Consider the following 22,123-nt stretch of genomic DNA (forward strand, 5'->3'; position numbering starts at 1 on the left):
TGGTTTGGTCACTTACATTATATCGGATGAGGCGATTTTTTTGTGCATAAAAACAGGGCTGCCTCAAAAGGCAGTTTCCACTGACTTTTGGGACAGCCCCAACCGTTCAATCAGCAGCTTCCTGGTGTACTATTTTGAACCTGAGCGCCGGTTTCGCCTCTCAGCAAATCGCCGCCTGTTGATTCAATGATGTTGTCCGTAACCTTATTGGAAATGGCTGTGGCAACCATTTGCAAAATTTCGTTTACATCCGTTTGCGATTGTTTAAACTGCTGAACAATCGGCATTTCATCCAATTCTGTTTCGATTTTCTCAATTTTTTCTTCGACCATTTTCAGCGCTTCTGCTTTTCCGTAATGCTGAAAGTTTACCGCTTGCTTTTGCAGGCTCTTCAAGCCGGCCATTTTTTCACGGATTTTTTGGTTTTCATGGATTTTGGCTTCTGCCTGCTTGAAAAATTCCACTTCTTCCGTCGCTGAAATCATGTCAGCAATTTCTTTTGCTTTTGCGATAATGTCATCTTTTGTGTAAATTGTTTTTTCCATATTAGTTCACCCCGGCCATATTTTGAATTTCTACTGCTTCTCCGTCCATCGACCATGATTTCGTTTCGATGATTTTTACCGGAATGATTTTTCCGATCGCGGATTTCGGCGCCTTCACGTTCACAAGCTTGTTTTTTGATGTGTAGCCCGCCAGTACATCAGGGTTTTTCTTACTTTCCCCTTCAATGAGCACATCCACAATTTGTCCTTTATACGGCTTCATCGCTTCGGCGGATAATTCATTGACAAGTGCATTCAGGCGCTGCAGACGATCTTTTTTCACATTCATCGGCACGTTATCGTTCATTTTCGCAGCCGGTGTTCCTTCACGCGGAGAATAAATGTACGTGTAGGCCATCTCAAATCCGACTTCACGGTACAGTGACATCGTTTCTTCAAACTGCTCTTCTGTTTCATTCGGATAGCCGACGATAATGTCCGTTGTCAGCGCGACATCTGGCATCGCTGCTTTAATTTTGCGGACAAGCTCCAGGTACTGTTCACGTGTATATTTGCGGGCCATAATTTTTAAAATGTCCGTTGAACCGCTCTGCACCGGCAAATGAATGTGATCCATCAAGTTGCCGCCTTTGGCAAGCACTTCAATTAAATGGTCATCAAAATCACGCGGATGACTCGTCGTAAAACGGACACGCGGGATACCGATGTGACGGATTTCATCCATTAAATCACCGAGACGGTACTCAATATCTGTAAAATCTTTACCATACGCATTGACATTTTGACCGAGAAGCATGACTTCCTGGTAGCCTTGAGCTGCGAGCTGGCGCACTTCCTGAATAATTTCTTCCGGACGTCGGCTCCGTTCTTTTCCTCGCGTATAAGGAACGATACAATATGTGCAGAACTTATCACATCCGTACATAATGTTTACCCATGCTTTCACATTGCCCTGGCGTACCTTTGGAAGGTTCTCGATTACATCGCCTTCTTTTGACCATACTTCGACGACCATCTCTTTTGACATATACGCTTCATTTAAAATTTCCGGCAGACGGTGAATATTATGCGTACCGAAAATCATATCAACGTGGTGATACGATTTTAATATTTTGTTGACGACGGCTTCCTCCTGTGACATGCATCCGCATACACCCAGCAGCAAGTTTGGGTTATCCCGTTTTAAGTGCTTCAAGAAACCGATTTCGCCGAATACCTTATTTTCGGCATTTTCACGAATCGCACACGTATTCAATAAAATGACATCTGCTTCTTCCGCTTTTTCAACTGCATTGTAGCCAAGCGCCATAAAAATACCGGCCATCACTTCCGTATCATGCGCATTCATTTGACAGCCGTATGTGCGGATGTAAAAGTTTTTCCCTTTGCCCATTCCTTGAAAGCGTTCGTCGATTTTAAAATCATGATGGTAGGCCACTTCTTCTTTTCCACGCTTTTTCGCGTCCTTTAAAGAAGGGGGCGTGTATACCGTTTCGAAATATTGGCTGTAATCCTTGCCGGATTTTTTGTCCGATGGATTTACTGCCTGTTCCGCATCTTTTCGTTGTTCTTCGTTCATTGTGAATCCCCTTTCCGATCTTGAAAAACTATCGTGCACATTCCTTAAGTATATACCGGAAAAACGATGCGCTCAAGCAAACGGACAGAAAAAGACGCAGAGAATTGATTCTCTGCGTCAAAAAGATTACATAAATTCTTTTACAAGCTGGTCAAACGCTTCTTCGCCAAGACGGAGTTCCGCATCAGACAGCGGTGTTTCCGAATAGCCTTCTACAAGCTGCTGGTAGGACGGGCGCTCTTTGTCTTGATAGATAATGCCTGTCACTAAATCATCGTGCTGCATCAATGTATTCATCGCGATTTTACGGCTTGATGGATCGTAGCCTTCGATATCAGAAAGCTTCGTTAAGTTTTCTTTAAACCAGTCATATGTGTTTACTTTATTGTATGTTACACATGGGCTGAATACGTTGATCAAGGAGAACCCTTTATGGTTAATACCGGCTTCGATGATCGCTGTTAAGTCTTTCAAATCAGTTGAAAAACTTTGCGCCACAAATGTAGCACCAGTTGTTACGGCTAACTGCATGGGTGATAACGTCTGCTCGATTGAGCCGAGCGGTGTGGATTTTGTTTTGAATCCAGCCGCTGAACGCGGAGACGTCTGCCCTTTCGTTAATCCGTAAATTTGGTTATCCATGACGATATAGGTTAAATCAATGTTACGGCGCATCGCATGGATCGTGTGGCCCATCCCGATGGCAAACCCGTCGCCGTCGCCGCCTGAAGCGATGACTGTCAAATCTTTGTTTGCCATTTTTACACCTTGCGCAATCGGAAGGGAACGGCCGTGAATGCCATGAAGGCCATATGAGTTAATATAACCGGAGATACGGCCGGAACAGCCGATTCCGGAGATGACTGCAAGATTTTCCGGTGTTAAGCCGGCGTTGGCTGCGGCGCGCTGAATCGCTGCCTGCACCGAGAAGTCACCACACCCAGGGCACCAGTTTGGTTTTACGTTATTACGGAAATCTTTAAATGTCGCCATGATTAGATCAACTCCTTGCTGCTATCAACAATATGATGCGGCTGGAACGGATTGCCGTCATATTTTAAGATGCTTTTAATTTTTTGCGGATAGCCGGCATTCATCTTAATAATGCTTGCAAGCTGGCCTGTCGCATTGTTTTCCACAACCGCGACATGTTTCGCCGATTCAATTAACGGCAAAATTTCGTCTGTCGGGAACGGATGAACGAGACGCACGCGCGCATGGTTCACTTTTACGCCGTCTGCTTCTAAGCGTTCCATCGCTTCTTCAATTACACCGCCTGTTGAGTTAAAGCCGATCAGAAGCAAGTCCGCTTCGTCATGTTTTGCATTTTTATAAACCGCATTCGGGAATACGTTGTGCAGATTGTCAAGCTTGCGCATACGCTTGTCCATTTGCGCTTTGCGGTTCGCAGGTGATTCAGACGGTTTACCCGTTTCATCATGCTCAACACCCGTCACGTGGTGAATTCCGTTTGCAACGCCAGGAATGACGCGTGGCGATACACCGTCCTCGGTTAATTCATAGCGTTTGAAATACCCTTTATTTTCCGATTCCGGCAAGCCTTCTTTGATAAGTTTGCCGCGGCGGATGTTCACTTTGCTGTAGTCGAGCGGATCGACCGTATGTTTACCAAGTGACAATTGCAGATCGGACAAAATGATAACCGGTACTTGATATTCTTCGGCAATATTGAACGCTTCAATTGTATCGTAGAAGCCTTCTTCCGCTGTCCCCGGTGCGATCACCACTTTCGGAATCTCACCATGCGTACCGTAAATCATGGCCATTAAATCGGACTGCTCCTGCTTTGTCGGAAGACCTGTCGATGGGCCGCCCCGCTGTGTATCCACGATTACCAGCGGTGTTTCGGTCATACCTGATAGACCGATTGCTTCCATCATAAGAGAAAGACCTGGTCCTGCAGACGCTGTGAACGAACGAATTCCGCCGTAGTTGGCACCGATCGCCATTGTTGCTGCGGCAATTTCATCTTCTGTTTGAATAACCGTACCGCCGACTTTCGGCAGCTTTTTAATCAAATATTCCATAATTTCAGATGCCGGTGTAATCGGATACGCGGCCATCAGCCGAACACCCGCTGTCAGCGCGCCGAGTGCAATTGCATCGTTCCCGATCATAAACATCCGTTTTTTTCCATCTGCTGGCGGCAATTCCAGATCGCTTGACGCGCCGCCCATTTTTTCTTTCATATAATCATAGCCTTGTTGAATCGCTTCCATATTCTTTTGAACAACCGTTTCCCCTTTACGGCCAAAAATTTCTTCGACAACATTAAGGAAGACCGATACGTCCAGGTTAATGATCGCACAAGTAGCGCCCACCGCCACCATGTTTTTCATCAGAGACGTGCCAAGTTCTGTCGCGATTTCCGTAAATGGAACGGCATAAAACGCGGCATCTGTATCTTCTGGCTTGACCGGGTTGAATTTTGAGTCCGCAATGATGATGCCATTGTGATGAAGTTCATGGTAGTTAACATCAATTGTTTCCTGATCAAACGCTACCAAAATATCAAGATCATCAGCAACCGCACTCACTCTTTTTGTACTTACACGAATTTTGTTGTTTGTATGACCGCCTTTAATTCGGGATGAAAAGTGGCGGTAGCCATACAGGTAATATCCGAGGCGGTTCAACGCCATGGAGAAAATTTCCCCTGTACTTTCAATCCCTTCTCCTTGCTGTCCTCCCACTTTCCAAGAAAGCTGTTCTGCCATTGTTCGTTACACTCCTTTAAATGTACCCCATCATTTTCCTGCTTATCATAGTGTATCACTTTTATAAGTAAATCACTATACGAATCCTTTATGATATGAATACGAAATTACTTATGATAAAACTTACTAATTTAATCGGAAAAATTTAATGTTCATAGTGTACTCCTTTTAATACAAAAATGCAAAAGATTTTCCCATAAAAAAATTCCGGTCGAATGACCGAAATTTTTAACGGGATTGAACAATTAATTTCATCGCTGTTCGTGCTTCTCCAGCGATCATAATGCTTGTGAAGGCTGGAATACAAATTAAATCGATGCCGCCTGGAGCGACAAATCCGCGGGCAATGGCAACGGCTTTCACTGCCTGATTAAGCGCACCGGCACCGACAGCTTGAATTTCCGCGCTTCCTCTTTCACGCATGACACCGGCAAGTGCGCCGGCCACTGAATTCGGGTTTGATTTTGATGATACTTTTAACACATCCATTCCGCTATCCCCTTTCAAAAGCCGTCATTCGTCTTTCATATATATTCAAATGAGGCGGGGCTATGAATTAATAATCGCTGAATGGATGGTCTTCGTTTATTAAAATACGGCGGATTGATACCGCCCGTCCTGTTTTCCGCTCTGCCTTTACAAGACATCCGGAAAGCTGCGTGCGCCCTTCTTTCGGTACTTCAAAGCGGGCAGGAAGCTGATTTTGGAATTTTTTGATAATCGCTTCTTTCTCCATGCCGAGAATGCCGTCATACGGTCCTGTCATGCCGGCATCCGTTAAATATGCAGTGCCGCCTATCAATACACGATTGTCGGCCGTCTGTATGTGTGTATGAGTCCCGACGACGGCTGTAACACGCCCGTCCAAAAACCAGCCCATAGCTTGTTTTTCACTCGTTGTTTCCGCATGAAAATCAACAAAAATTAGAGGTGTCCGCTTCCTCGCTTCTTCTACAAGCTGATCAGCTTTTTTAAACGGGCAGTCAAGGTCGTTCATAAAGACGCGGCCCTGCAAATTAATGACCGCCACTTCCAATTCACCTGATGGGACGTATACAATTCCGGTGCCTGGTACACTTTCCGGGAAGTTGGCCGGACGGACAAGCCACTTTGCGGTATCAATGAACTCAAAAATATCGCGGTTATCCCATGCATGATTGCCAAGCGTGACGACATTGGCTCCATCATTCATAAATCCTTTATAAATTTTTTCCGTGATACCTCTGCCGCCTGCCGCGTTTTCGCCGTTGACAATCGTGATCGATGGACGATATTTTTGTTTTAATTTTGGTAAGTACTCACTTACCATATCGCGGCCGGGCGAGCCGACGACATCACCGATAAATAACAATTCCATAGCTACTGCCTTCTTTCTCGTTTTTTGCCAAAAAGAAAGCGGTGTGACCAGCGCACACCGCTTTTCTTATTTTGCGTATTCGACAGCCCGCGTTTCACGGATGACCGTTACTTTGATGTGACCAGGGTAATCGAGTTCGCTTTCAATTCTTTTTCGAATATCCCGGGCGAGCCGATGCGCCTGTAGGTCATCAATTTGTTCCGGCTTGACCATGATCCGCACTTCGCGGCCGGCTTGAATAGCAAAAGATTTTTCTACGCCATCATAGGATTCTGATATTTCTTCCAGTTTCTCTAAACGACGAATATAGTTTTCTAATGTTTCGCTTCGTGCTCCAGGACGGGCAGCAGACAATGCATCAGCAGCAGCGACAAGGACGGCGATCACTGATGTCGGTTCTGTATCACCATGGTGAGACGCGATGCTGTTAATAACGACTGGATGCTCTTTGTACTTCTGACCAAGTTCCACCCCTATTTCAACATGGCTGCCTTCCACTTCATGGTCCACCGCTTTTCCAATATCATGCAGAAGACCTGCGCGGCGGGCAAGCGTCTCATCTTCCCCTAGTTCAGCCGCAAGAAGGCCGGATAAATAAGCCACTTCGATAGAATGCTTTAGCACATTTTGACCATAGCTCGTCCGGTATTTCAATCGGCCGAGAATTTTGATCAAATCTGGATGAAGGCCATGCACACCGACTTCAAATGTCGTCTGCTCGCCGATTTCACGAATGTGCTCGTCCACTTCACGGCGTGCTTTATCAACCATTTCCTCAATACGAGCCGGATGAATGCGCCCATCCTGCACTAATTTTTCGAGTGCAATCCGGGCCGTTTCACGACGGATCGGATCAAAGCCGGACAGAATAACCGCTTCCGGTGTATCATCGATAATTAAATCAATGCCCGTCAGCGTTTCAAGTGTACGGATGTTGCGTCCTTCGCGCCCGATAATACGGCCTTTCATTTCATCATTTGGCAAAGTGACAACCGACACAGTTGTTTCTGCAACATGATCGGCGGCACAGCGCTGAATCGCAAGCGACAATACTTCACGTGCCTTCTTTTCCGATTCTTCTTTTGCACGGTGTTCGTGTTCTTTTACCATGACGGCAATATCGTGGGACAATTCTTGTTCTGTTCTTTCTAAAATGATGGAGCGCGCTTCATCCCGGGTAAGAGCGGAAATACGCTCAAGTTCGGACTGCTGCTTTTTCACCATCTCATCCACTTTGCTGTCCATATCTTCAATATGTTGTTGTCTTGCGATTAACGCTGCCTCTTTATGTTCGAGCGTTTCTTCCCGTTTGTTAAGGGAATCATCCTTTCGATCAAGGTTTTCTTCTTTTTGAAGGAGGCGGTTTTCCTGTTTTTGCAATTCATTTCTTCTCTCACGGAGTTCATGTTCTGTTTCCGTTCTCAGTTTATGAATTTCATCTTTTGCCTCGAGTAATGCTTCTTTTTTCGACGCTTCCGCTTCACGCTTCGCGTCATCCACAATTTGTTCCGCGGCGTTTTTCGCGCCTGCGATTTTTGATTCGGCAATTGATTTTCGTACAAAATAGCCAACAACGACACCAATGATAAGGCCAAGCAAAATGGAGATGATTGTAATGGGTTCCATCATTTCACCTCCCCTTGCTGTAATTGTTTGTCATGTTTTTAACATGTCGGCTGCTGTCACAAACATGAATGGAACAAACAGCGCTACATTTCCATTTTCAAGATAAAAAATGTCAAATATACAACTTCAATTTTATCGGTGTGAAAATTTATTGTCAAGGTTTTCTCAAGGAAAGACGCTTTTCTAAAAGGGTTCAACAAAAAAGCAGGAGATCGGGGCGTCCCTGTCTCCTGCTTCAATATCATTCTTCTTCAAAAAGTGTCTCGCTGACGTTGTCATCTTCCGGTACCGGGTGGGCGGACACATCATCCAATCCATATCGTTCGCGAATTTTCATCATAATTTCATGACGCAGTTCCGGATTTTCCTTCAAGAACTGTTTCGCATTCTCGCGGCCCTGACCAAGACGTTCTTCATTATATGAATACCAGGCGCCGCTTTTTTGCACGATATCTTCTTCAGAACCAAGGTCAATGATTTCACCTTCGCGCGAGATGCCTTCTCCATACATAATATCAACTTCCGCCACGCGGAACGGAGGGGCCACTTTGTTTTTCACGACTTTGATTTTTGTTTTGTTCCCGACAATATCATTGCCTTGCTTCAATGCTTCCGCGCGTCTTACTTCAAGACGGACAGAGCTGTAGAATTTAAGGGCACGGCCTCCTGGTGTTGTTTCAGGATTTCCAAACATGATCCCGACTTTTTCCCGAATCTGGTTAATAAAGATCGCAATCGTATTCGATTTGTTGATCGCACCTGATAGTTTGCGTAGTGCCTGTGACATGAGACGGGCCTGCAAGCCGACGTGGGAGTCGCCCATCTCACCTTCAATTTCCGCTTTTGGCACAAGAGCGGCAACAGAGTCAATGACAATAATATCAACAGCGCCGCTTCGCACAAGTGCTTCGGCAATTTCAAGTGCCTGCTCGCCAGTATCCGGCTGCGATAAAAGCAATTCGTCAATGTTGACGCCAAGCTTTTGTGCATACACGGGATCAAGCGCGTGCTCCGCATCGATAAAGGCAGCTTGTCCGCCTTTTGCCTGCACTTCTGCAATAGCATGAAGGGCAACGGTTGTTTTACCGGAACTTTCCGGGCCATAAATTTCAACCACGCGGCCACGTGGATATCCACCCACACCGAGTGCCGCATCGAGAGCAAGCGAACCGCTCGGTACAGTTGAAATTCGGCGTTCCGTCTGCTCGCCCAATTTCATAATCGAGCCTTTGCCGAATTGCTTTTCAATTTGTTTTAGCGCCATATCTAAGGCGGCTTGACGATCGTTCACTATAAATTTCCTCCCTCAAATTGTTTTATCTATATTAGGAACAGCTGTTTTGCCGGTTGTGTTAAAACCTGTCTTAACTATACAGCATACGAATGTTAATTACAAGCAAAAAACGAACGTTTATTCGATTTTTTCACCTGCTTTCAAAGGAAAGAAATAGTCGGGATGAGTGGAAATTCTGAGAAGATATAAAGGGGGTCAAGAGAAGTGCTGTCTTGCAGCACACCCGGCCGGCAGCTTCTTTTATTATATCACAGAACGATGGAAAAAGCGTACCGGAGCATCCGGTACGCCAATAAATTAACAACTGGTTCTTGAAGGAAAATTCAACTTAATAATTGAAGCAAGTAATGACAGCCGTATCTGACAGACCGTTTCCGTACACCATCCCGGCTTCCCGCCATCTTTAACGGGTGAACGATCGTTTCCTGTCCTTCTGCAGCAATCGCCAGATAAACGGTTCCTGGTTCGTGTCCTTCAAGCCCAGCAGGTCCGGCCACACCTGTAAAACCAATGCCGATATCCGACCCGCACAGCTGACGGATTTTTTCAGCAAGTTCTTTCGCACACTCTCTGCTGATTGCACCATATTTCGTCAGCGTTTCCTTTTTCACACCGACAACGTGTTCTTTTACCTCATTCGTATAGCAGACAACCCCGCCTTTAATATGCGCGCTCATACCTGGAATGGCAGTTAATTCCCCGAGAAACAGTCCACCTGTTAAACTCTCGGCCGCTGCAATCGTCAGCTGTTTTTCTTTTAGCCGGCCGGCAAGCTCTGCAGCAATTGTCGTTTCACCGTAGCCGTAAAAATAATGGCCGACTCGTTCCAATATCTCATCTTCCGCCTGCTGGATCATCCTAACCGCTTCTTCTGGAGATTCATGTTTGGCTGTAATACGCAGCGTCACTTCTCCATCGCCAGCAAGCGGCGCAATAGTCGGATTCGTCTGTTTTATTAAGATATCATCAATTTCCGTTTCAAGTGCCGATTCGCCGATGCCAAAAAAACGCAGGACACGTGATTCAATCCGTTCCACTTTTTCCATCACGTTTAAAATTTCCGGCCGGCCGTAGTTTAAAAACATCGGCTGCATTTCACGCGGGGGTCCTGGCAATAGCATGTAATATTTCCCATCTGATTTAGCAAACATACCCGGTGCCATTCCGTTGTCATTGGCAAGAACCTTACTGTCTTTAATGACCAGCGCCTGTTTTTTATTATTTTCCGTCATGACGCGCCCGGTTTTATCAAAATAAGCTTGGATACTGACAAGCGCTTCTTCGTTGTATTCCAGCGTCGTACCGATCAGGCGTGCAATCGTTTCTTTCGTTAAATCATCTTTTGTCGGACCGAGCCCCCCTGAAAAAATGATGAGATCAGCACGCTTTTGTGCCAGCTTCACCGCTTCTTCCAGCCTCTGTTCATTATCGCCGACAACGGTATGATAGTAAATGTTGACACCTATTTCAGCAAGATGCTGCGAAAGAAAACGGGCATTTGTATTTGTAATTTGTCCGAGCAACAGCTCCGATCCAACCGCAATAATTTCTGCATTCATATGTATTCTCCCCATTCGTTTAAGAAAGGCACCTGTGGAATCGCCCAAGGTGCCTGTTCATTATTTCGAGTTTTTAAAAACATCTTTATTTAATTTAAAATAATCCCAGCCGGACCACATCGTGAAAAAGAGTGCAATCCAAAGCATAATATTTCCAAATGGGATGCCTATGCTTTCAAATGGGGCATTGTGAAGCAATAAAACGGCGATTGCCACAATCTGCGTCCATGTTTTAATTTTCCCCAGCATGTTTGCTGCGACCACTTCACCCGTACCGGCTAAGATAAGCCGAAGACCTGTAACCGCAAACTCACGGCTGATGATTGCAATGACAATCCACGACGCCGCAAAGTTTAATTCGACTAAAATAATCAATGCGGCTGAAACAAGCAATTTATCCGCAAGCGGGTCTAAAAATTTCCCTAAATTGGTAACAAGATTGTATTTCCGAGCAATATAACCGTCGATCCAGTCGGTCGTCGATGCAAAAATAAAAATTAAAGCTCCGGCTAAATGCTCTACCGGCATGTCTGTTCCAAACACATTCACCGTTCCCCAGCCGAAATCAACGACCATAATCAAGATAAAAAACGGGATCATAAGAATGCGTGAAATAGTGATTTTATTTGGTAAATTCAAAACAGTTCCCTCCAGAAACGACCGTTATTGTGCTTTCATGCGAATGACGATATCCTGCCGTACTTCATCTGCGGCCGGAAGTTTATACGCAAGCGTTTCGCCATTTACCGTAATAACGGTGTCAGGAGCAAATCCGACAACGATTTGCGCTTCTGTCTGTCCGGTTAAATTGTGTGTCTGTGTCTGCCCGCTCGCAAGCATACCGCTGTAGTACTTTTTCCCGCTTCCATCCGCCAGTTCAACCCATGTTTCGCCGGTTGATGAAATAGACACTTCAAACGCTTCTGCACCGGAAAGTTCATAAACAGTTTGACGGCCGCTTGAAGATACAGCTGTTAACGTCTGCGCAGGTGCTGCCGGTTCTTCTGCAGCCGGTTCCTCTTCAGCAGGCTCTTCTTCACCAGCCGGTTCTTCTGTTACCGGTTGTTCCTGTACCTGCACTTCGTCATCAACAGCAGGCTCGTTATCTGTACCGCCTTTCGGAATAAGCAGCCACGCCAGGAACAGAGCGCCGATAATAAATGCCGTTACTAAAATTTTGGGCAGGTAATCTAAAAACTTTGATGAATCGCGCACCGGTTTTGATGTATCGACACGTGTCGTCTGACCGGAAGCCGCAGCCCCTGTTGGACGCAGCGGCACTTCATCTTCTTTTGAAGACGGCACTTCACTTTTAAATTCTTCAAACAATTCTTCTGCATTCAAGCCAACCGCTTCCGCATATTGCTTAATAAACGCCCGGACATAAAATTTGCCCGGCATAATATCATAATCGCCTTCTTCAATGCCGGCCAAATAACGTTTTTGAATTTTCGTGACGTCTTGAACATCCGTCAGCGACATCCCTTTTGACTCGCGCGCTTCCTTTAATTTTCTCCCTAATTCTGTCACCCGTAACACCTTCCAATATTAAAAGTTAAAACCACCAAAGTTCGAATCCTGGAACAAGTTGTTTTTTTCTACTGCTTCATATGTGATTTCTTCATCCGGTTCATGACGAAGCTCAATAATATAATCAAAATCATCGAGTGAGTAGTCACTGTTTTCCGCAAAAACATCCGGATGCTCAACAACCTTTACAGCCGGCAGCTGCATGACTTCACGAACGAGCTGCCAGTGTTTTTCTCCAGCCCGCTGTGCGGAAATAACCCCGTCTAAAATAAAAATATTATTTAAACTGTATTCATCACGTAAAAGCTGTTCACGTATGGTCTGCTTAATCATTGTAGAAGACATGAACAGCCATTTCTTATTCGCGCATACACTTGCCGCGACAATGGATTCGGTTTTTCCGACGCGCGGCATTCCCCGAATACCGATCAGCCGATGCCCTTCCATTTTATACAATTCTGCCATAAAATCGACGAGAAGTCCAAGCTCGCTGCGAATAAAACGGAATGTTTTACGGTCATCCGCATCACGTTCTATATATCTTCCGTGACGGACAGCCATACGGTCGCGCAATTTCGGTTCACGCAGTTTTACAATTTCAATCGTATCCATCGTCATTAAAATGGACGCCAGCCGCTTAATCTGGTCTTCACTTTCCGCTCTCATTAAGAGACCGCGGCTTTTATCATCGACGCCGTTAATCGTCACAATATTAATCGACAGCATACCGAGCAATGATGAAATGTCACCGAGCAGTCCCGGCCGGTTCTTTTTTATTTTATATTCAAGGTACCACTCTTTTTTCATCATCGTATTCCTCCAGTGCGGCATGCTTAAGCATCTGTTTACTATAATAAAGGATAATATGTATTTTTAAAAGCAGAAGTGAAAAGAAAACCCTTCTTGAACGAAGAGTTGTTCAAGAAGGGTCTCTAAAAATGTTATTTTTGAACGAGCTTCATCATGCATTTTGCCAATGCTTTTTGCTCATTTTCATCCGCAACCGACCATAGATCAGACAAAACACGTTCCTGCTCGTTTTTTGGATCGACATTCGAATGCAAATAGTCGCCAATTTCATATGCGAGCTTATTAATCGCTTCGTCCGGTACGCCGCGCTGCACCGCATTGTCCATTTTATTGCCCAAAAAACGCTTCCAGTCCTGCCAATTATCCAGTACAGACATATGAAAGTCCTCCTTTAAAAGTGGAATCATTCGTAGTATGTTCTGTCCTTTATCCATTTATGCATACCAGCCGCCGTTCACTGATAACGTGTGTCCAGTAATATAACTGGCCGCGGGCGACACTAAAAAAGCCGCGGCGTCGGCAATTTCATTTGGCTGAGCGAAACGGCCAAGCGGTATATCCGCGGCGATTTCCTCCTGCTCTTCTGCTGAAAATCCGTTGTTCATGGCTGTTTGAACTGCGCCTGGTGCGATTGTATTCACACGGACGCCGGATGGGCCAAGTTCTTTTGACAGCGCTTTTGCAAACGCAATCTGCGCTCCTTTTACGGCGGAATACACCGCTTCACAGGAGGCTCCTGTTTCTCCCCAAATGGATGATATAAAGGTAATCGATGCGTTATCTTGCTTAATTAAAGACGGAATCATGGCACGTGAAACCATCATAGGCGCTTTCATATGAACATGCCAGAGCGCATCCATTTCCGCGTCTGTCACGTCTTGCAGCATCCCGTATTGACTCATCCCGGCTGCGAATATAACAGCTGCCGCCTCATAAGCTGATTTGGAAAGGGCTTCAATATCATCGGCCTTTGTTAAATCCGCTTTGAGCAGAACAGCTTCTCTTCCTGTATTCCGCACCTGAGCCGCCAGACGGTGAGCCGATTCTTCCTGTTGATTGTAATGAAGAAATAAGTCCCAGCCATTGTTTGCTAAATTGAGCGCAATGGCTGAGCCGATACCGCCTGAGGCACCGGTAATGAATGCTTTTTTTCTCATTATGCGCTCTCTTTTGGAAGAACAAAACAGGAAGAAAATCCTTCTTCCTGAATCATCGTACGGGCAAAACGAACGACATCGTCCATCGTCATCGCTTCAAGAAGCGGCACTGTTTCAAATAAATTTAATCCGTTAAATTGATAACGGGTAAATTGGTTGGCGATAAATTCCGGTGAATTAAATGACCGAAGCAGGGAACCGATTTTTTTCTTGCGCGCTCGCTGAAAAGAATCTTCTGCCATATGCTGCCCTTCTTTTGCTTCAAGCAGCTGCTCTTTAATACGCTGAGAAAGCTTATCCGGCTCATTTGTGTCACCGCCGACGATAGCAAAGCTGAATCCGCGCTCGGCAGTGTAGTCAAAACCAAACGTATCATCAATCAGTCCGGCATTATATGATTTCTCATAAAATTCCGCACTTTTTCCAAACAGTATTTCGAGCAGCAGCCCTGCAGCGAGCTCTTCTTTTAACTTTTCTGTGCCTTTTTTATCTGATACAGGCATCTTCAAACCGACTTCACATTTCGATGTATTTACGGTCATACGGAGAGAACGGTGTGTTTCTGCTGCTTCTGCCGGTTCATCCGGAAAGCGGCGTTTAATCGGAGTCGGAGCCGGAAATGTTTTGCTTGCCTGATTACGGCGCACAAATTCCATCATCTCATTCGGGTCAACAGGGCCGACGATAAAGAGCGACATGTTATTTGGATGATAAAACGTTTCGTAACAAGTATACAAGTGATCTTTCGTAATGTGTGCAATCGATTCAACCGTGCCGGCAATATCAATTTTGACAGGATGATTTTTGTATAAGTTTTCAATCAGCCCAAAATACACACGCCAGTCCGGGTTGTCATCGTACATTCTAATTTCCTGTCCAATAATGCCTTTCTCTTTTTCAACCGTCTGTTCCGTAAAATACGGCGCCTGAACAAAATCGAGTAATGTCTCTGTGTTTTCTTTAATGTTTGATGTTGCGGAAAACAAATACGCCGTTCTTGTGAAAGACGTAAAGGCGTTTGCGGAAGCCCCCTGGCTGCTGAACTTCTGGAATACATCGCCATCTTCTTTTTCAAACATTTTGTGTTCTAAAAAATGAGCAATCCCATCCGGCACGTGCAAAAAATCCGATTCGCCTTCCGGAATAAAATCGTTATCAATAGAGCCGTAATTCGTCGTAAACGTCACATATGTTTTATTGAAGCCCGCTTTCGGTAAAATGTATACATTCAGCCCATTTTCAAGCTGTTCATGATACACGGTTTCCTTCATTTGCTCAAACACTGTATTATTCATTCCCGCTCCTCCTTGCCTGACAAAAAGTACACTGTATCGACAACGACTGTTTTCGCTGCTGCCGCCGTCTCCTCTTTCGTCACCGCATCAATTTCCTCGATCAACGTTTCAATCGGACGGTCCACACCCGCTGCAATATTATGATACAAAAGCTCCACCATGCCGCGCGCTGTATCCGACGATTCTTTCAGCTGATTTTTCAAAAGGGCTTTCGTCTGGTCCATTTCGAGATCGGTAATGCGGCCTTCCTTCATGTCGTCCAATTGCTCATTCATAATTTTGACCGTTTTATCGTAATTCTTTTGATCAATACCGGCCAGCATCATTAAAAAGCCTTTATGGCTGTCAAGACGGCTCGCCGCATAATACGCCAGACTTTCTTTTTCCCGAACATTCATAAACAGCTTCGAATGGGCAAAACCGCCAAATACGCCGTTGAACACTTGCAGCGCGGCAAACTGCGGATCCGCATAAGTCACGCTTGTCCGGCAGCCAATCGTTAATTTTCCCTGATTAATCTGCTGTGTTTCATGAATGACCCGGACATCTGTCACCTGGGTAGAAGCACTTTTTTTCTGAAAGAATGCTGTCCGCTTTTCAAATGGGAAATGCGCTTCAATTTTTGCTGCGGCTTCCGCTGCCTTGACATCGCCAATGACGAAAATATCGATCGTATCTCCCGCAAGCGTTTTCCGGTAATAGTCATAAAGGGCCGCCGATGTGATCGGTTCCACATCCTCTAAAATGCCGCCTGCTGACAGGGCATATGGATCATCTTTATACATCTCTTCCACTAATTTCATCGACGCATAGCGTGTTTTATCATCGTATATGGAGCGGATGCGCTGCTGCAGACTTCTTTTTTCCTGCATCACTGTTTTTTCCGGGAAAACTCCTTCTTTGAGGAAAGGGCGGAACAAAACATCGGACATAACAGAAAGAGCTTGATCAAACAAGTCGCTTTCACCGTGCAGAAACGTTTCGTTCGCCACTTCGATGGTAAACGTCAAGACATGGCCGTCCCCTTTTTTCGCCGAATCCGCGAAGAAAGTTGCACCATATAAATCATCCAAAGCGGAACGAAAGGCCGTTGCAGACGGCGCATTTTCCGTACCTGCCTGCAAAACATGCGGCAGAAGTGCGCGCATTGTAATCGTTTCACGCTCAAGCGGCGCCTTCAATTTAATAATGACTGTATTTGTTTTATATTTTTCCGTTTCAATCACATGGACGGTACACCCCGGATGATTGAACGATTGTTCCCGTGCTGCTTCCATTATCATAATTCCTCCCCTGATCCAAACTTCTACATAGCTTTTACTAGTATATCTTCACTATACATGAGCATTCATGAAATGAAAAAGAATTTGATGCGTGGTATGAATTTTCCTGAAGGCGGCGGTATGCCAAAAAACCTTTCTTAAATAGAAAAAACCGCCAATATTTGGCGGGACATAAGGCGCAATCAAAATCTAGACAGCAGCAGCTTTTTCCCAAAAAACAGAACACTCAAACCCATGTTAATGGGATACCGGGAAAAATCATGCTAACGAAAAATGAATACAGGAAAAACTAAACTACCCGGCAGTCATTGAACAGGACAGCCGGGCAGTTTTTTTTCTCATTTCCGTGGGTCAGTCCAAAACGGGGGAACAACAGCTTACATCCGTCTGCGCAAAACATGGAAACTGAATTTGTCCGCACGAAAAAAGTTGACCGAGTATAAAACAGGGACATCTGTTTCCGTATAGTGGAGCTGCTTCAAAGCTAAAAGCGCCGTTTCAGGATCACACTGTAGAATCGGCGATACTTTTTCATGCCATCCGAACGGTTCGATGTCTGCTACCGCATGGGAGATGCGATCGGATGCCTGCTCATCAAACAAGGTAAAAAGCGATTTATGCCCTGCATCAAACTGGCCCGGAAAAAGTTCGGCCGGTATTTTGTCAATACAGTACACAACCGGTTCCCCATTCGCTGTCCTCACCCGTTCAATCACCATCAACTCCCCGTCCGGATCACAATTTAGACGGCGTGCATCTTCTTCAGTTGCCTGCTGAATGTGGGACGAAAGAAAGATGGTGCCCGGTTCCATGCCGGCGTTTACAATCATATCCGTCACGCTGATTAACTGTTCAATCCCCGACATAAAAAGCGGCTTTGAGTGAACGAATGTGCCGACACCGTGGCGTCTGATAATCACATTTTCTTCTTCCAGAATACGAAGGGCTTCACGAAGCGTCGCCCGGCTTACTCCAAGCTGTTTCGCCAGTTCAAATTCAGAAGGAAGTTTTTCTTTTTCTTGATAAATGTCTTCCTCAATATCCTTTTTCAAACGATCTATCACTTGCAAATATAAATGACGGTTGTCCTGTTTAATAGACATGGATTTCTCACCACCCTTCTTTCATTCACACATGACATCAGACCTCTGAGGTTTAACGTTTATGCTAATTTAACCATAACATATCATTTTTTTAGTTCATTGAAAAGATGATATTCCAACTAAAGCGGTTACTTTTTGTTAATTATTCTTTTAAATGCATCATTATTCAAACAAATTAAAAAACCTTTAGTCATCTCTTCCATTCAATAAGTATAACGTAAAATTATTTTTCAAAAAAAGAACAGCCGGAGACTGTTCTTTTACATCATTTCTTCAGATGGTTTTGAAACAAGCACGGTGCGCGGTTTGCTTCCTTCATAAGGGCCAATTACCCCGCGCATTTCCATTTCATCTATTAATCGGGCTGCCCGGCTGTAGCCGATGCGAAAGCGCCGCTGCAGCATGGAAACGGATGCTGTCTGCATTTCTGCTACAAGCTGAACCGCATCATCATACAGTTCATCCTCTGACTGTGCCGTTGTTTCAGGAATATCTTCGGGAATCATTTCTTCTTGATATTGAGCTTTTTGCTGAGAAATCACAAAGTCGACGATATCCTCTACTTCTTCATCCGATAAAAAGGCTCCTTGCACACGCACAGGTTTAACGGCGCCTGACGGATAAAAAAGCATATCGCCGCGGCCGAGTAATTTTTCGGCTCCGCCCATATCCAGAATTGTTCGTGAATCGGTAGCCGATGACACAGCAAATGCAATTCGCGATGGGATATTCGCTTTGATCACACCCGTAATGACATCAACAGACGGCCGCTGTGTCGCAATAATGAGATGAATGCCGGCTGCCCGGGCCATTTGTGCAAGACGGGTAATCGAATCTTCCACATCATTGGACGCAACCATCATTAAATCGGCAAGTTCATCTACAATGACTACAATATAAGGAAGATGCGGCTGTTTTTCGCCGGTTTCCTTATTATGTTTCGTTACATGTCCATTGTAGCCTTCTATATTTCTTGTGCCGGTGTGAGAAAATAAATCGTAGCGCCGTTCCATTTCCCCGACGACTTTTTTCAATGCTTGTGATGCTTTTTTGGCATCTGTGACAACAGGCGCCAGTAAATGCGGGACGCCGTTATATACATTTAACTCCACCATTTTCGGATCAATCATTATCATTTTTACTTCATGCGGCTTTGCACGCATTAAAATACTCGTAATGATGCCGTTGATGCACACGCTTTTCCCGCTCCCGGTTGCACCGGCAACAAGGAGATGCGGCATCTTGTTCATCTCGGCAGTAATGGCTTCTCCTGTAATGTCGCGGCCTAGAGCGACCAGCAGTTTCGAGTCCGGCTTGTCATTTTGCTTTGCTTCAATTACTTCGCGAAAGCTGACCATCGCCACTTCAGCGTTTGGCACTTCAATGCCGATTGCTGATTTTCCTGGGATCGGCGCCTCCATCCGGATATCTTTCGCCGCAAGCGCCAGCGCGAGGTCATCCGTTAAGCCGACAATTTTGCTTACTTTCACCCCTGTATCGGGATGTACTTCATATTTTGTGACAGCGGGACCAAGATGCACTTGTGTGACTTTTGCTTTCACACCAAAGCTTTGGAATGTTTTTTCCAGTTTTTGCGCATTTTTTTGAATGTGTTTTTTTTCATTGCTCTGGTCTGTTTGCTGCGGTTTTTTCAAAATAGAAGCAGGAGGCAGTTTATATTCTTTATTTTCCTCTTCCGCAAACAGCAAAACGGGTTCTCCTGTTTCCTTTTCCTGTTCTTTCAATAGAGAAGCCGCTGGTTCATCGCTGTACGCTTTTTCCGCAAAACTGGAAATAACCGGTTCAGGTTCACGTATTTCTGCCGGTAAATCCGGCTCTGTGTGCACAATTTGTTTAGTCGTTTCCCGAGACTCCTGAATGCGCTCCTTTTCTTCTTCACGTTCAGCCATTCGCTCACGCCATCCAATCCATTTTTCTTTTATTTTCTCATTCAGAATCACGGCAGCATGAGAAACTTTCTCCACGAGCGGTTTGCCCCCGATTAATATAACACCCGTCAAAAACAGTAAAACAGCAAAAATCCATGTGCCCGGAGTGCCAAATAAAAAGAAGAAAAACGAATATAATCCGGATCCGATGATTCCACCGCCAATACCCTCATCTGTATTGACTTTGAGCATTTCCATAAAGAGCGCCGCACTTGCGATAAGTAACAGCACACCTATCGATTTTTTTGTCCAGATTGGAGGCCATTTTCGTTTCGTGAGCATGAACAACCCGAAAGCTGCAAGACCGCTTAGACCAACAATACTTAAATAACCAAAAATAAAATCAGACCCTTGGGTAACATACTTTCCTAGTTCACCTGTTCCGATAAGTCCTATTACCGATACAGCGGTCATCACAGCACCTGCTATTTGAAATTTATAAGCTGCAGCCTTTGCTTTTTCTTTGTTTGTCCGCCGCCGAGTTGTTTTTTTTCTTTTTTTCTGTGCCAATTCCATCACCCTTAAATTTTGTTCTATAAACAGGTGGAAAGCAGCCTTCATTGGGCTGCTTTCCAATTATACCATATTTACTTAATCGAACACACGAGCGGTTACACTTCCATAATAATAGGTAAAATCATGGGACGGCGCTTCGTTTTTTCATGTAAGAATGAATTAAGCTGATCGCGAATATCCTGTTTAATACCCGACCATTCAAACGATTCCCCTGCAAGGTTTTTTTCAACAATGTCCGTTACGAGTTTAACGGAAGCATCTATTAATTTTTCTGATTCACGGACATACACAAATCCCCGGGAAATAATTTCCGGTCCAGCCACTATTTTTTTCTGTTTTTTGCTTAACGTAATGACAACGGTAAAAATACCATCCTGTGAAAGCAATTTCCGATCACGAAGAACGATATTGCCGACATCGCCGACACCAATTCCATCAATAAGAACATTGCCGGCTGTTACTCTGCCGGCTGGACGCATGCCGCCGTTTTTAAATTCAATAACATCGCCTTTTTCGGGAATGTAAATATTCTCACGCGGCACACCCGTCATTTCAGCCAGCTTTGCATGCGATTTAAGCATCCGATATTCCCCTTGAATGGGAACAAAATATTTCGGCTTCATTAAATTCAGCATAAACTTCAAATCTTCTTGGGATCCGTGACCTGACACATGAACGCGTCTGCTGCCTGTTAAGACATTTGCGCCGGCACGATACAGCAAGTTTACGGTTTTCGCTAGAAGGAGTTCAAGTCCCGCTGAAGGTGTGGCGGTAATTAACACTGTATCGCCTTCTTTAATTTTCACATGACGGTTCGTTCCTTTCGCCATTTTTTGCAGCGCTTCAATCGGTTCGCCTTGGACGCCAGTCGCTAAAATAACAACTTCGTGATCCGGGTACTTTCCAATTTCATTTAAGTTAATTAAAATGTCTTCTTCAACAGTCAAATAGCCCAGCCGGATAGCAATGTCGTTTACGCGCTGGATGCTTTTCCCGCTTACCGCTACCTTACGTCCGTTTTCAAAGGCCGCATCAAAGACTTGCTGCATACGGATTAAGTTGGATGCAAATAGTGAGACGATAATACGTCCGCTTGCGGTATGGAATGCATCAGAAAGCTGTGCCGCAATCACTTCTTCAGACGTTGTATGACCGGGACGTTCCGCTTCTGTTGAATCAGACAGCAATACAAATACGCCATTTTTTCCGAGGGCGGCCATTTTACTGATATCCGGTGCATAATGCCCTTTTGCGCTTTGATCAAATTTAAATTCACCCGTATGTACAATGGCCCCTTCAGATGTGTGAATAGCGACACCGACTGAATCCGGAATGCTGTGCGTCGTACGGAAAAACGTCACTTCCGCATGATCAAACCGAAGACGTGATTCTGAATGCACCGTATAATATTTCACATCTTCCTTTACATTTTCTTCACGAAGACGCATTTTGGCAAGCGCAAGTGTCAATTTCGTTCCGTATACTGGCGCTTTCACTTTTTTCAGTACATATCCGAGCGATCCGAGCGCATCTTCATGTCCGTGCGTTAAGAAAATGCCTTTAACCCGATCTTTGTTTTCCTCTAAATACGTGATATCCGGAATAACGATATCAATGCCAAGCATTTCGTTTTCCGGAAACATGAGTCCGGTATCAATCACGAAAATATCGCGATCCACTTCCACCACAGTCATGTTTTTGCCAATTTCTCCGACTCCTCCGAGCGGAATGATTTTAATTTGTTCATTTACTTTCTTGCTCACAATATTTTCCTCCTAAACATTTAACAAGCCCGTTCCATACATTACGTCTATTATAATC

19 protein-coding genes are annotated in these 22,123 nt (G+C 44.9%); all 19 read right to left on the minus strand.

The window, feature by feature from the left end:
* Positions 1 to 110: 110 nt before the first annotated feature.
* Positions 111 to 545 carry a YlbF/YmcA family competence regulator gene (locus tag BTO30_RS07265; RefSeq protein ID WP_075398065.1) on the minus strand — a complete coding sequence of 145 codons (435 nt, stop codon included), beginning with the start codon at positions 543 to 545 and terminating at the stop codon, positions 111 to 113.
* A gap of 1 nt (position 546) precedes the next feature.
* Positions 547 to 2,085, minus strand: coding sequence for a tRNA (N6-isopentenyl adenosine(37)-C2)-methylthiotransferase MiaB (gene miaB / locus BTO30_RS07270; protein WP_075398066.1), 1,539 nt, complete (start codon positions 2,083 to 2,085; stop codon positions 547 to 549).
* Between the two features lie 126 nt (positions 2,086 to 2,211).
* Positions 2,212 to 3,078, minus strand: coding sequence for a 2-oxoacid:ferredoxin oxidoreductase subunit beta (locus tag BTO30_RS07275; protein WP_075398067.1), 867 nt, complete (start codon positions 3,076 to 3,078; stop codon positions 2,212 to 2,214).
* A 2-nt stretch (positions 3,079 to 3,080) separates the two neighbouring features.
* Positions 3,081 to 4,823: a 2-oxoacid:acceptor oxidoreductase subunit alpha gene (locus BTO30_RS07280; protein WP_075398068.1), complete on the minus strand. Its 1,743-nt coding sequence runs from the start codon at positions 4,821 to 4,823 to the stop codon at positions 3,081 to 3,083.
* A 228-nt stretch (positions 4,824 to 5,051) separates the two neighbouring features.
* Positions 5,052 to 5,312, minus strand: coding sequence for a stage V sporulation protein S (locus BTO30_RS07285; RefSeq protein WP_075398069.1), 261 nt, complete (start codon positions 5,310 to 5,312; stop codon positions 5,052 to 5,054).
* Between the two features lie 67 nt (positions 5,313 to 5,379).
* Positions 5,380 to 6,180 carry a TIGR00282 family metallophosphoesterase gene (locus BTO30_RS07290; RefSeq protein ID WP_075398070.1) on the minus strand — a complete coding sequence of 267 codons (801 nt, stop codon included), beginning with the start codon at positions 6,178 to 6,180 and terminating at the stop codon, positions 5,380 to 5,382.
* Positions 6,181 to 6,246: 66 nt separating this feature from the next.
* Entirely contained in the window at positions 6,247 to 7,806 is a 1,560-nt protein-coding gene (gene rny / locus BTO30_RS07295; protein ID WP_075398071.1) for a ribonuclease Y, read from the minus strand.
* Positions 7,807 to 8,047: 241 nt separating this feature from the next.
* The gene (gene recA, locus BTO30_RS07300) at positions 8,048 to 9,097 is read right to left on the minus strand and encodes a recombinase RecA (protein WP_075398072.1); all 1,050 of its coding nucleotides are present in this window, start codon (positions 9,095 to 9,097) and stop codon (positions 8,048 to 8,050) included.
* A gap of 326 nt (positions 9,098 to 9,423) precedes the next feature.
* Positions 9,424 to 10,659 (minus strand): competence/damage-inducible protein A, encoded by a 1,236-nt coding sequence (locus BTO30_RS07305; RefSeq protein ID WP_075398073.1) that lies wholly within the window; start codon positions 10,657 to 10,659, stop codon positions 9,424 to 9,426.
* Between the two features lie 60 nt (positions 10,660 to 10,719).
* Entirely contained in the window at positions 10,720 to 11,298 is a 579-nt protein-coding gene (gene pgsA / locus BTO30_RS07310) for a CDP-diacylglycerol--glycerol-3-phosphate 3-phosphatidyltransferase (protein WP_075398074.1), read from the minus strand.
* Between the two features lie 24 nt (positions 11,299 to 11,322).
* A complete protein-coding gene (locus tag BTO30_RS07315; protein WP_075398075.1) occupies positions 11,323 to 12,189 on the minus strand; it encodes a helix-turn-helix domain-containing protein in 867 nt (288 codons plus the stop codon).
* An 18-nt stretch (positions 12,190 to 12,207) separates the two neighbouring features.
* On the minus strand, positions 12,208 to 12,999 hold the full coding sequence (locus BTO30_RS07320; protein ID WP_075398076.1) for a DUF3388 domain-containing protein: 792 nt from the start codon (positions 12,997 to 12,999) through the stop codon (positions 12,208 to 12,210).
* Between the two features lie 131 nt (positions 13,000 to 13,130).
* Positions 13,131 to 13,376 (minus strand): DUF3243 domain-containing protein, encoded by a 246-nt coding sequence (locus tag BTO30_RS07325; protein ID WP_075398077.1) that lies wholly within the window; start codon positions 13,374 to 13,376, stop codon positions 13,131 to 13,133.
* 57 nt (positions 13,377 to 13,433) lie between these two features.
* Positions 13,434 to 14,156 (minus strand): elongation factor P 5-aminopentanone reductase, encoded by a 723-nt coding sequence (gene ymfI / locus BTO30_RS07330; protein WP_075398078.1) that lies wholly within the window; start codon positions 14,154 to 14,156, stop codon positions 13,434 to 13,436.
* A complete protein-coding gene (gene yfmH, locus BTO30_RS07335; RefSeq protein WP_075398079.1) occupies positions 14,156 to 15,451 on the minus strand; it encodes an EF-P 5-aminopentanol modification-associated protein YfmH in 1,296 nt (431 codons plus the stop codon). The genes ymfI and yfmH overlap by 1 nt, the downstream gene beginning before the upstream one ends.
* Entirely contained in the window at positions 15,448 to 16,728 is a 1,281-nt protein-coding gene (yfmF, locus tag BTO30_RS07340) for an EF-P 5-aminopentanol modification-associated protein YfmF (RefSeq protein WP_075398080.1), read from the minus strand. The genes yfmH and yfmF overlap by 4 nt, the downstream gene beginning before the upstream one ends.
* A gap of 383 nt (positions 16,729 to 17,111) precedes the next feature.
* Positions 17,112 to 17,837, minus strand: a complete 726-nt coding sequence (locus BTO30_RS07345; protein WP_075398081.1) for a GntR family transcriptional regulator — start codon at positions 17,835 to 17,837, stop codon at positions 17,112 to 17,114.
* A 260-nt stretch (positions 17,838 to 18,097) separates the two neighbouring features.
* Positions 18,098 to 20,296 (minus strand): FtsK/SpoIIIE family DNA translocase, encoded by a 2,199-nt coding sequence (locus BTO30_RS07350; protein ID WP_211272829.1) that lies wholly within the window; start codon positions 20,294 to 20,296, stop codon positions 18,098 to 18,100.
* A gap of 101 nt (positions 20,297 to 20,397) precedes the next feature.
* Entirely contained in the window at positions 20,398 to 22,065 is a 1,668-nt protein-coding gene (locus tag BTO30_RS07355; protein ID WP_075398082.1) for a ribonuclease J, read from the minus strand.
* Between the last annotated feature and the right edge of the window lie 58 nt (positions 22,066 to 22,123).

This window comes from Domibacillus antri, from assembly GCF_001936625.1.
Classification (GTDB): Bacteria; Bacillota; Bacilli; order Bacillales; family Domibacillaceae; genus Domibacillus; species Domibacillus antri.

Excerpts from the sequence above, each read along its gene's own strand:
- BTO30_RS07325 (WP_075398077.1), bottom strand. The coding sequence starts at position 13,376 with ATGTCTGTACTGGATAATTGGCAGGACTGGAAGCGTTTTTTGGGCAAT.
- BTO30_RS07285 (WP_075398069.1), bottom strand. The coding sequence starts at position 5,312 with ATGGATGTGTTAAAAGTATCATCAAAATCAAACCCGAATTCAGTGGCC.
- rny (WP_075398071.1), bottom strand. The coding sequence starts at position 7,806 with ATGGAACCCATTACAATCATCTCCATTTTGCTTGGCCTTATCATTGGT.
- yfmF (WP_075398080.1), bottom strand. The coding sequence starts at position 16,728 with ATGGAAGCAGCACGGGAACAATCGTTCAATCATCCGGGGTGTACCGTC.
- BTO30_RS07290 (WP_075398070.1), bottom strand. The coding sequence starts at position 6,180 with ATGGAATTGTTATTTATCGGTGATGTCGTCGGCTCGCCCGGCCGCGAT.
- ymfI (WP_075398078.1), bottom strand. The coding sequence starts at position 14,156 with ATGAGAAAAAAAGCATTCATTACCGGTGCCTCAGGCGGTATCGGCTCA.
- miaB (WP_075398066.1), bottom strand. The coding sequence starts at position 2,085 with ATGAACGAAGAACAACGAAAAGATGCGGAACAGGCAGTAAATCCATCG.
- BTO30_RS07265 (WP_075398065.1), bottom strand. The coding sequence starts at position 545 with ATGGAAAAAACAATTTACACAAAAGATGACATTATCGCAAAAGCAAAA.
- BTO30_RS07275 (WP_075398067.1), bottom strand. The coding sequence starts at position 3,078 with ATGGCGACATTTAAAGATTTCCGTAATAACGTAAAACCAAACTGGTGC.
- BTO30_RS07305 (WP_075398073.1), bottom strand. The coding sequence starts at position 10,659 with ATGAATGCAGAAATTATTGCGGTTGGATCGGAGCTGTTGCTCGGACAA.
- yfmH (WP_075398079.1), bottom strand. The coding sequence starts at position 15,451 with ATGAATAATACAGTGTTTGAGCAAATGAAGGAAACCGTGTATCATGAA.
- BTO30_RS07280 (WP_075398068.1), bottom strand. The coding sequence starts at position 4,823 with ATGGCAGAACAGCTTTCTTGGAAAGTGGGAGGACAGCAAGGAGAAGGG.
- BTO30_RS07320 (WP_075398076.1), bottom strand. The coding sequence starts at position 12,999 with ATGATGAAAAAAGAGTGGTACCTTGAATATAAAATAAAAAAGAACCGG.
- BTO30_RS07345 (WP_075398081.1), bottom strand. The coding sequence starts at position 17,837 with ATGTCTATTAAACAGGACAACCGTCATTTATATTTGCAAGTGATAGAT.